Here is a 10482-nt window from a genome sequence, read left to right as displayed (position 1 = left end):
AATGCCGACTTCGGGCTATTGTGGGTCAAATAATAAGGAATGAGGAATTTAATGAAACCATCTTCTACCTCTTTGTTTGGGAACCCAAGTTGATAAAGAGCAAAGCGCTCGTCATAGCCTTTGATGGTCAGATACCCGCTTTGGTAGATTACCGGGATGGGGTCGGTTGACTCTGAATCAACGCTGTTGATGACATCAACATCTACCTCGGCATGCGCCATGCTGTCAAGGTTGTAGTTGTGGCGAACGAGCAGGGCGGCGAGATAACTGGGCGTGCCGGTCTCGAACCAGTAGCTGCCAAACTTTGACTTGTTCAATGTGTTGAGGACACTGAAAGGATTATACATTCCCTCGACGTCTTCGCAGAAATGATACCCATCATAGAAACTGCGCAATTTAGCTATACAGTCGTCATAGCTCATGCGGTTACTCTCGGCAAGGAGTTCTACAGCAGGGCGGAGTGTAGCATGCAGGTCAGATTCCTTCACTCCACAAATGTCATAGTAACGCCAATCCATGGAAATGTCATCAAGGTTGTTCATGTCGCTGAACACGCTGACCTTGCCGAATTTTGTCACACCCGTCAGGAGTGCAAACTTGATGCAACCATCCTTTGACTTGAGAGCACCGTAGAAACTCTTCAACGTAGCGCGAAATTCATCTTGCAACTCTTTATCGCCTATGGCCTGAAGCAGAGGCTTGTCATACTCGTCAATAAGAATGACAACGCGTTTGCCCGTTTGTTTGTAGGCACGGTCAAGGACGCCTTGAAACCTCATTCCAAATCCACGCTCGACTTCACGTTTGCCATACAATGACTCCTGATAGCAAAGAAATTCATCAAGCATATTCTCTAACGCTTCGTGGCAATCATACTTTTGTGTATTCAAGTCGAGGTGCATGATGGGATAAGATTCCCAGTCCCAATCTACACTCTCATCGGTGGCAATAAACAACGGGGCACCAATAGTGCCGTCAAAGAGGTGTTTCTTGCCTTCAAAGAAAGCCTGAATAGTTGACATGAGCAGCGACTTTCCAAACCTGCGGGGACGAGAAAGAAAATAATAGCAACCCTCGTTAACCATCTTCCAGATTAACGGAGTCTTGTCGAGGTAAACGAAACCATCGTTACGCAATTTCTCAAATTTCTGTATGCCTACGGGCAGTTTCAATGTCGTGCTCATATTCTCTTTATTTAATTGTTGCCGGCGTTACAGCGCTTTGCGCTGCAAAGATACGATATTTCCGTGAATAATCGGACAAAAAGGTAAATAATCTTCAGTTGCTAATGGACTTTCTGGGTTTAACGAAAAGAAGCCCTATAGATCGTGTGTGACTTATAGGGCTTTGATATTGGGTTATGTTCTACCTGCAATTATGCGAGGCGTTTTTCGAGGTTCTTGCGGATTGCGGCGATGAAGTCGGCACTGTTAACTGCCTTGGCATCTACGCCTTCCATGAGGTTCACGAGGTCCTTGGTAACTGTGCCGCTGTTCAGGGTGTCGAAGCATGCGCCTTCGAGCTGGTCGCCGAAGTTCATGAGGTCCTTCAAGCCGTCCTTCTCACCACGCTTGCGCAGTGCACCGCTCCATGCAAAGATGGTTGCGATGGGGTTGGTTGATGTCTCTTCGCCAGCGAGATACTTGTAGTAGTGGCGAGTCACTGTGCCGTGAGCAGCCTCATACTCGTAGTTGCCGTCGGGGCTAACGAGCACGCTGGTCATCATTGCCAGTGAACCGAATGCAGTAGATACCATGTCGCTCATCACGTCGCCGTCGTAGTTCTTGCACGCCCAGATGTAGCCGCCCTTGCTGCGGATAACGCGAGCAACTGCATCGTCGATGAGGGTGTAGAAGTATTCAAGACCACGCTTGTCGAACTCTTCTTTGTATTCCTGGAACACTTCCTCGAAGATGATGCGGAACTGTGCGTCATACTTCTTAGAGATGGTATCCTTGGTTGAGAACCACAAGTCCTGGTTAGTGTCGAGGGCAAACTTGAAGCAGCTGTGAGCAAACGAGCGGATAGACTTGTCCACGTTGTGCATACCTTGGAGCACACCTGCGCCCTTGAAGTTCTGGATAACAACCTCCTCGTGCTTGCCGCTCTCACCGTCGAAGACGAGCTTAGCAACTCCAGGTTCGTCAGCGCGAATCTCCACGCTCTTGTAAACATCGCCATAGGCGTGACGAGCGATAGTGATGGGCTTTTCCCAGTTGCGCACTGCGGGCTTGATGCTGGGCAGGGTGATGGGAGCGCGGAATACAGTACCGTCAAGGATTGAGCGGATAGTGCCGTTGGGGCTCTTCCACATCTCGTGCAGCTTGTACTCGTCCATACGCTTGAGGTTAGGGGTGATGGTAGCGCACTTAACCGCTACACCCAGGCGTTTGGTGGCCTCGGCAGCCTCTACAGTAATCTTGTCGCCAGTCTCGTCGCGCTTCACGAGGCCAAGGTCATAATATTCGCTCTTGAGGTCCACGAAGGGCAGGATAAGTTCGTCCTTGATCATCTTCCACAAGATGCGGGTCATCTCGTCACCGTCCATTTCAACGATGGAGGTGGTCATTTTGATTTTTTCAGCCATTTTGTTTTTCTATTTTAATGTGTTGCACGGATTTTCCGTGCAACACGGTTTTAGTTTGAATTTTATTATTGTCCGCAAAAAAGAAAATTTTATATTTTATTTTTATGCTTGGCTAGAAAATGGCTTGCTCTGCAAGCAAAATGTAATTACTTGATTAATAAAGTAATATTATTTTGTGGACAAAGTCCACCATTTTATTGGTGTAAGCCATTAACATTAAAGAAATTATTTTCTTTTTTTGGGGGATTGTTTATTTTTTGTTTTTGTAGTAGTTCATGAGGCAACCGTCGGCGAGAATCTGACGCTCGTCGGCAGTGAGGTTCTGGAAGAACAAGTGGATGACCTTAACACCGTCCTTGGTGATAACCTTGGCGTCGATTTCTTCCTTGCCTTCGAGTATAGCGGCACGCAAGCCGGGAACGAAGACGAAGTCGCCGGGAACGTAGTTGAACTCGGTTTCCTTAGCGATGGTGAAGGGAACGATACCCCAGTTGATGCAGTTGCTGCGGTAGCGCTTGGTTGCATACTCGTAGCAGATGTTGGCGTCACCGCCCAGCACCTTCTGGCAAGAAGCTGCCTGCTCGCGAGCCGATCCGTCGCCGGGACGGTTAGCGAAAACGCATGAGCCGAACGAAGTGTTGTCGGCGCTTGCACCCACCTGTGCCAGTGCGGCAGCGATGTTCTCCGATACCTTGCCCTCACGGCGTGCGAGGTCTTCGGCCTGGATGCGCTTGCTGATGCCCACATACTCAGGAACACGGCGAGACAGAGCGAACTCTGACAGTTTCAAGGGGTTAGAGCGGTAGCTTGATGTCTCACCCGAGGGGATGAGTTCGTCGGTAGTGGTCACGGGATCGTGGATAACTGCCGCGAGCTCGATGAGCATGTTCTCCTGCAAGGGGTACATTGTGGGCCAGTCCTTGATGTTGGGACCATACTTGAGAGCCTGGTTGAGGTCTTCCTTTTCATATCCGTTGAAGACACGGCGCTCATAGATGCGTGCGTCAAACTCATACTTCTTGTGCTCGTCGGTGTAGTCAACGTCGGTTGCCGCTGTGATCACGCCGCCGTTGGCCGCAGTAGCTGCGATAGAGCGTGCGTCCATGAGGGCAACGAGCGAAATCTGTCCCTGACCGGGCTTAGAACCCTCGCGGTTGGGGAAGTTGCGGGTAGTGTGGCGAATTGACAGACCATTGTTAGAAGGAACGTCACCAGCACCGAAGCAAGGACCGCAGAAGGCAGGTTTGATAACTACGCCAGCTTCGAGCAGTTCCTCGGCAATACCGTTGCGGGTAGTAGCCATGAACACGGGAATTGACTGGGGATAAGCCGACATTGTGAAATAGTCGTTGCCTATCGAAGCATCCTTCATGATGGCAGCGGCTGCGCTGAGGTTGTCGTAAGTACCGCCCGAGCAACCAGCGATGATACCCTGGTCGGCCTGTACCTTGCCGTCAACCACCTTGTCAACGAGGTGGCAATCAACCTTGTCGCCGTAGCGCTTCTTTGCGTCTTCCTCAACAGCTTTGAGAATCTCCACGGGATTAGCCTGCAACTCGTGGATAGTGAATGCGTTGCTGGGGTGGAAGGGGAGAGCGATCATTGACTCCTGCTTTGACAGGTCAATCTTGATCATCATGTCATAGTAAGCAACGTCACCGGGCTGGAGTTCCTTGAAGTCCTGGGGACGGTTGTGGATCTCATAGTGATGCTTAACCTCGTCGTCGGTTACCCAAATTGAGCTAAGGCAAGTGGTCTCGGTAGTCATGATGTCGATGCCGTTGCGGAAGTCGATGGGCAGGTTCTTAACGCCGGGGCCTGCAAACTCGAGCACTTTGTTCTTCACGCAGCCGCTCTCGAATGTGGCCTTAACCAGCGAGATAGCAACGTCGTGGGGACCAACACCCTTGCGAGGAGCGCCTTCCAACCACACGAGAACTACCTCGGGAGCGTTGATGTCCCAGGTATTCTTCAATAGCTGCTTAACGAGCTCTCCGCCGCCTTCGCCCACGCCCATGTTGCCGAGCGAGCCGTAGCGGGTGTGTGAGTCACTGCCCAGGATCATGTTGCCGCACTTCACCATTGCCTCGCGGGCATACTGGTGGATAACAGCCTGGTTGGCGGGAACGTAGATACCGCCATATTTCTTTGCTGCCGACAGACCGAACACGTGGTCGTCCTCGTTGATGGTACCGCCCACGGCACACAGCGAGTTGTGGCAGTTAGTCATTGCATAGGGGAGAGGGAATTTCTCAAGGCCACTGGCACGAGCAGTCTGGATAATGCCCACGTAAGTGATGTCGTGTGACATCATTGCGTCAAACTTGATGCGCATCTTCTTGCCCTTGCTGCCGTCAACATCGTGGCTGCGAAGGATGCCGTAAGTAATAGTTTTTTCGCGAGCCTCGTCGGGAGCGGGCATGCCTGCCGCATCCATGCGAACCTCTGTTCCATTAAGGAGGTAAACGCCTTGTTTAATAAGTTCTACCATAATAGTTTGTTAGAGAATTAATTAAAATTATTTGTTTTAAGTTAATGTTTCGTTATTGAATTTATGAAAAACGTGAGTGCAAGCATGTCGGCTGCTCCGCCTGGCGAAATGTTCTCTTTGACAAATCGGCTGTTGAGCGCAGTTACTTTATCCAAGGAGAAATCTTCGAGCGAAGATGCCGCTTCGTTCTTTACCTGCTGCGCGCGGTCAAATCCCACGCGATGAATGATGTTGGTGTCGTCAAGCTGCGACATAATGAGCAGCAATGTCTTTACCGCTGCGTTTTCGTCGTCATCAAGTGATTGATAGAACGGCAGCCACGCAGAGGAGACTTCGTCATATCCGCCACGGGCGAGGTCAAGAGCTCCTTTCGCGTTGTGCCTTGCCTTTGCCATGGCTCCGTAAGAACTTCTGCTGGCAGGAATGTCGCTGGCTAAACTTTTTACTGTTTCGTTCCACTTCTTGCCATGGAGCAGGTCCTGGCTAACGCCGACAACTGCGATGCCCATTGAGAACAAAGCACCGCGATGGGTGTTTACTCCGCCAGTCGCCCCAAGCATGCTTTTCTCGGCCTCAATGCCAATGTGCTGTACCTCGCTTGCCGTGGGATAGTCAAGCAGTGCAAGTTGGTCGAAATATGGTTCAAGCGACTTGATGCTAGTGAGCATGAGGTCGTAATTCATGTCGCTGTGCGCGCCGTTGTCTATTGTGTCAATCAAGCCAGGTTTGGGAGTAGTTGCAAGTTCCTTGCGTAGTGCCGTTATTGCCTGTTTTGAAACAAGATAGGGCACTGATGTCTCGGGAACCAACTTGACGGCGTGGGCAAGTTTCTCGTCTTCGATGAGTGATCTCACATGCGAAGCGCTGACAACGCTGCCGCCCAGAGCCAACCTGTCGATCTCAACAACGTCAACCCCTTGCTGCGGCAACAACTGCTTCATCAGTTCGTTATAGCGAGCGGTGAGTTCATCACAAGGCTCTGTCCCGACAAACCGCACTGTGGCTTTGAGCGCCGGTGCGATGTGGCGAGCAAAGAGGTTGATGTCGAGCGTCATCTGTGTGTCGCTGGCGTGGGTTAGTTGTTTGAGGAAATAGGTGGGGAATGTGGCGGCCGAGATAGCGTAGTCACTGCCGTCGCACACTGTCACGTTATTCATGTCCTCACATGCCTTGCGAGCCATTGCGGTGCGCTGGCGAGTTGAGAACAAGGACTTGTCTTCCTTGACAATGATGACATAAAGATGATCTACTTGAGCTGCAGCCCTATCAATGAGGTGTTTATGCCCCAGTGTGAATGGGTTACAGTTCATGACAACGACCCCGTTAGTGCCTTTATCAGTGCGAAGCGATGACAAGTAGCTGCAATAAGATGACAAGCCTCCCATGCCGTTCTCCATGAGCACGGCAAGCGGTGCAGTGGCAAGGGTGTGGAACGACATGTCGCCGAATATGGCGGCATTCTGCGGCTTGGTGAATACCTTGACATTGAAGATGCCACGGTCTTGTGCCACGCTGACCAGATGTGATACCAGACGTTGGCTCATGCCGGTTCCGCGCAACGAATCGTCCACTGCCATGCACTTGATTATGTCTCCATCCAAGCCGCCACCTGCAAGAATGGTGTCATCGCCAAGACGAGAGACCACAGCATAGTAGTCCACATCGTCGAGGCGAAGCTCGTTCTTTGCCAGGAAACGCTCAACCCGATTTCGGCATGAAGCAAGCGTGAGCGGCATTTGGATTATTTCATATTCACTGTACATAGGCATTTACCATATCTTTGATTTTGTTGTGCAGTTCCTCGCTGGAATGAGTACGGTTGCGCATGCAGAACCGTGCATCGTTGTCGCAGAGCAAGCATCGCCGCGGGCTGCAACCCACTTGATGCCGTGACATGGGAACGCCATCGGGCAATATCACATCAATATCAAAGAGACGTCCCAGCGGGTGGGTGTCTTCTATATTGCTGGCAATTTCTTTTGCCTTGGCATGGTCGAGAGTCGTGATAAGGTATGCTTCATATCCTGTGACGAGGTCTCGAGTGCTCAAATGAAGTATTGTGCCGTTGTAGCGCTCTATCATGGATTGTAGCGCCGCACCGGCAGTAATTAAAGAGAAGAAATTACGCTTGACGCTGCCGGGCATTATCACAGTGAGGCACACCAGGGTAGCGTCAGGGTTGTCATTGAGCAATTCCTGTTGGCGTGCACTGCGTTGCTCGCGGCTCGCTAAAAGTTGGTCAAGCGTAATTTCCATAAGAAATATAGCAGTTTCTTATCTCTCTAATCTCTGATCTCTTATCTCTGATCTGAAATTATCCTTTGATGTTCTTAATCACGTCCATCACACTGCCGTCGCGGTTCATCACCACGCCCACAACCTTGTCGCCGAAGGGCAATGCGGCGGGAGTGCCGATGATGCTCTGGGCCTTGTCGCGCAGGCTGGCGATCTCCACGATGGGCAGACCAGCCTTCACGAGGCGTTCTTTGAGGTCGGGACGGCTGGGATTGACGGCGATGCCATACTCGGTAACCACAACGTCAACTGTGGAACCCGGCGTGATGAGAGTGGTGACCTCATCTACCACGCAGGGGATGCGTCCGCGCAGGAGCGGGCACACGATGATTGACAATGCCGAGTCGGCAGCAGTGTCGGGATGGCCGCCAATGGCACCACGGATGATGCCGTCGCTACCCACGAGCACGTTCACGTTGAAGTTCACGTCAACCTCGAGAGCCGAGAGGATGACCATGTCGAGGCAGTGGGTTGCTGAACCAGGCTCGTCGGCACTTGCATACTCGTTGGCCGATACCTCCTTGTGCATGGGATCGCATTTGAGAGACTCTGCGGCAACTTTGTCAAACGACTGGACGTCGATGAGACGCTCGATAAGTCCTTCCTCGTGCATCTTAACCATGTGGGCGGTGATGCCGCCAAGTGAGAAACTAGCTTTGATGCCCTGGTCGATCATGCTCTGGCGTATGTATTTCACAGCTGCAAGAGAAGCACCGCCGCTACCTGTCTGGATAGAGAAACCTTCCTTGAAGTAGCCGCTGTTGATGATAACCTTGGCAGCTTGTTTAGCAAGAAGGATGTCGCGGGGGTTCTTGGTGTCGCGGATGGCACCCGAAGAAATCTTGGATGAATCGCCCACCGAGTCAACGACTACGACGTGGTCAACGTTGCGCTCTGATATAGAGTTGGGAGTATTGGGATAAGCCACGAGGTCGTCGGTGAGGATGACAACCTTGTCGGCATACTGTGCGTCGGGGAGCGCATAACCGAGAGAACCGCATATAGACTTGGCGTTCTCTGATCGAGAGTAGCCGCATGCGTTGCCCATGGGGTCGCAAGAAGAAGCACCCAGGAATGCAACATCGATGTGCATGTCGCCAGTAGCGATGGCACTACCGCGTCCGCCGTGCGAACGGAAAGTGACGGGTTCTTCCATCAGTCCGTGAGAAATCTCGTTGGCGAGTTTGCCACGAAGTCCCGAAGTGGAGATCTTGGTAACCACGCCATTTTTGATGTGCTCAATGAGAGGCTCGTGCACGTCGCTCAGGCTTGATGCCGCAAGGTGAAGGTTCTTGAATCCCATTTCGGCGAGCTTGGCAACTACCATGTTGACAACCTTGTCGCCGCCACGGAAGTGGTGGTGGAAGGAGATGGTCATGCCGTCTTTGAGGCCAGTTTGCTTGATAGCGTCTTCAAGGGTGGTCACTTTGCCACCGTCTTGATGCAGTTCCTTGCGGGGTAGGGGATTTTTAGCATCCTCGGCACCCTTATATACTTGTTTGCCCATCTGTGCAGCAGCTGCTGCAATGAGGTCTTTGCGTTCAACTAATGTACTCATGCTATATCCTCCTTTGTTAAAATGCCTGATGCGATAGCCAGGTCAATGGTACGTTGTGCTCTGATAACCACGGGGCGGTCAACCATCTTGCCGTTAACAGCAATAACGCCCGAGCCGCGTTTCTCAGCCTCCTTGATAGCGGCGAGAATGGTGAGAGACTTCTGAATTTCTTTCTCTTTAGGTGCAAACACCTCGTTGACAACCTCGATTTGGCGGGGATTGATAATAGATTTGCCGTCAAAGCCGAGAGACTTGATGAGCTCAACTTCTTTGCGGAAAGTCTCCATATCATTAAGGTTAGAGTAAACGGTGTCGAGAGCGTCGATGCCAGCCGCACGTGCAGCGACCACGATGGTCTGTCGAGCAAGGAGAAGTTCCATGCCTTCGGGGGTGCGCTGTGTTTTAAGGTTAGCGCTATAATCCTCCGCGCCGAGGGCGATACCCATCATTCGCTTTGATGCAGTAGCGATGTCGTAGGCGTTGATCACGCCAAGCGTGCTCTCGATAGCCGCCATAATCTGGGTGCGTCCCAGGCAGCCCAGTTCGGTCTCCACCTTCTCGATTTCGGCCTCGAGCTCGCGTATCTCATCGGCAGTCTCGGTCTTGGGCATGCGTATCACGTGTACGCCAGCCTTGATTACAGCCTCAACGTCCTTCTTGCCATAAGGTGTGTTAAGCGGGTTAATGCGCACAACCATCTCGGTGTTGCCGTAGTCGATGGTTTTGAGAGCGTGGTGAACGAGCAAACGCGCTGCGTCTTTCTCGGCCATAGTCACAGAATCTTCAAGGTCAAGCATGATAGAGTCAGGACCATAGATGAATGCGTCTTGCATCATCGCCGGGTTGTTACCCGGAACGAACATCATTGTTCTTCTTAATCGTTGCATAATGATTATGTTAATGAGGTCGATATTTCAATTATTTCCACACGTCCTTGCCAGTGGCACGGACAGCGGCGGCAGTGACACGTGCGCGAATGGTGCAGTCGAGCGCGCCTTTGTCGCTTGCCTTCACTTGTGCATCCTCGATGCCCAGGCCTGTAAGTGTCTCGGTGATTACTTTCTTGATTTGCTCGCCAAACTGGAAAGCAACTGAACTTTCAAGGTCAATGTGCAGTCCTTTGCTCTCGCTGGGTGCAATCATTACCTGAATATCGCCGGACTCGAGTGTGCCGGCAACAGCATTCTTAATTTCCATAAGAGAGGTTTGTTTTTATTTATTTTTAGTTTTAAGTTTAATGGCTTGTGTACTAATAGGTTGCCCCTATATGGGTGCACGAAGTCGTTTGTGTTTATGTTTTAATTTTCAAAAGTAGTTATTATTTTTAACTCCACCAAATGTTTTTGACTAAAAAATGAGTGCGAAAATCAAATAGTTTTATTTGCCAACTTACAGATTGTAATAGATAGTTTATTTCCTCAAATCCGCAGTATAAAATTTGTTAACGTTTTTGCACGCGTTAGAGGGGCATCGCCTGGCCGGATCGGTGGCAACGTGCTAAGTTCTGTGTGTTTTTGTCACGAGCGGGCACACTGCCCCTTTCCCCAATCC

At 51.1% G+C, this 10482-nt stretch carries 8 protein-coding genes; all 8 read right to left on the bottom strand.

All coding sequences use genetic code 11. The features are described from left to right. Positions 1–1184: AAA family ATPase (locus ACKI3C_RS07060; protein ID WP_407403465.1), on the bottom strand; the 1184-nt coding region annotated here is incomplete at its 3' end. A gap of 191 nt (positions 1185–1375) precedes the next feature. Further along, positions 1376–2587 (bottom strand): NADP-dependent isocitrate dehydrogenase, encoded by a 1212-nt coding sequence (locus ACKI3C_RS07055; protein WP_407403463.1) that lies wholly within the window; start codon positions 2585–2587, stop codon positions 1376–1378. 250 nt (positions 2588–2837) lie between these two features. After that, entirely contained in the window at positions 2838–5078 is a 2241-nt protein-coding gene (locus ACKI3C_RS07050) for a hydratase (RefSeq protein WP_407403461.1), read from the bottom strand. A 41-nt stretch (positions 5079–5119) separates the two neighbouring features. Beyond that, on the bottom strand, positions 5120–6841 hold the full coding sequence (citC, locus tag ACKI3C_RS07045) for a [citrate (pro-3S)-lyase] ligase (protein ID WP_407403459.1): 1722 nt from the start codon (positions 6839–6841) through the stop codon (positions 5120–5122). Next, the gene (citX, locus tag ACKI3C_RS07040; protein ID WP_407403457.1) at positions 6831–7334 is read right to left on the bottom strand and encodes a citrate lyase holo-[acyl-carrier protein] synthase; all 504 of its coding nucleotides are present in this window, start codon (positions 7332–7334) and stop codon (positions 6831–6833) included. Before citX ends, citC begins: the two co-directional genes overlap by 11 nt. Positions 7335–7392: 58 nt before the next feature. After that, a complete protein-coding gene (gene citF, locus ACKI3C_RS07035; protein ID WP_407403455.1) occupies positions 7393–8931 on the bottom strand; it encodes a citrate lyase subunit alpha in 1539 nt (512 codons plus the stop codon). Then, complete coding sequence (gene citE, locus ACKI3C_RS07030; protein ID WP_407403453.1) at positions 8928–9818, bottom strand: citrate (pro-3S)-lyase subunit beta; 891 nt, start codon at positions 9816–9818, stop codon at positions 8928–8930. The genes citF and citE overlap by 4 nt, the downstream gene beginning before the upstream one ends. A 31-nt stretch (positions 9819–9849) precedes the next feature. Beyond that, entirely contained in the window at positions 9850–10128 is a 279-nt protein-coding gene (gene citD, locus ACKI3C_RS07025; RefSeq protein WP_407403452.1) for a citrate lyase acyl carrier protein, read from the bottom strand. Between the last annotated feature and the right edge of the window lie 354 nt (positions 10129–10482).

It is taken from the genome of Sodaliphilus sp. (assembly GCF_045598405.1).
In the GTDB taxonomy this organism is placed as follows: Bacteria; Bacteroidota; Bacteroidia; order Bacteroidales; family Muribaculaceae; genus Sodaliphilus; species Sodaliphilus limicaballi.
Note: the sequence above shows the minus strand (reverse complement) of the source record. Positions and strands in the feature narration are given on the sequence as shown.

Excerpts from the sequence above, each read along its gene's own strand:
- citC (WP_407403459.1), bottom strand. The coding sequence starts at position 6,841 with ATGTACAGTGAATATGAAATAATCCAAATGCCGCTCACGCTTGCTTCA.
- ACKI3C_RS07050 (WP_407403461.1), bottom strand. The coding sequence starts at position 5,078 with ATGGTAGAACTTATTAAACAAGGCGTTTACCTCCTTAATGGAACAGAG.
- citF (WP_407403455.1), bottom strand. The coding sequence starts at position 8,931 with ATGAGTACATTAGTTGAACGCAAAGACCTCATTGCAGCAGCTGCTGCA.
- citE (WP_407403453.1), bottom strand. The coding sequence starts at position 9,818 with ATGCAACGATTAAGAAGAACAATGATGTTCGTTCCGGGTAACAACCCG.
- citX (WP_407403457.1), bottom strand. The coding sequence starts at position 7,334 with ATGGAAATTACGCTTGACCAACTTTTAGCGAGCCGCGAGCAACGCAGT.
- ACKI3C_RS07055 (WP_407403463.1), bottom strand. The coding sequence starts at position 2,587 with ATGGCTGAAAAAATCAAAATGACCACCTCCATCGTTGAAATGGACGGT.
- citD (WP_407403452.1), bottom strand. The coding sequence starts at position 10,128 with ATGGAAATTAAGAATGCTGTTGCCGGCACACTCGAGTCCGGCGATATT.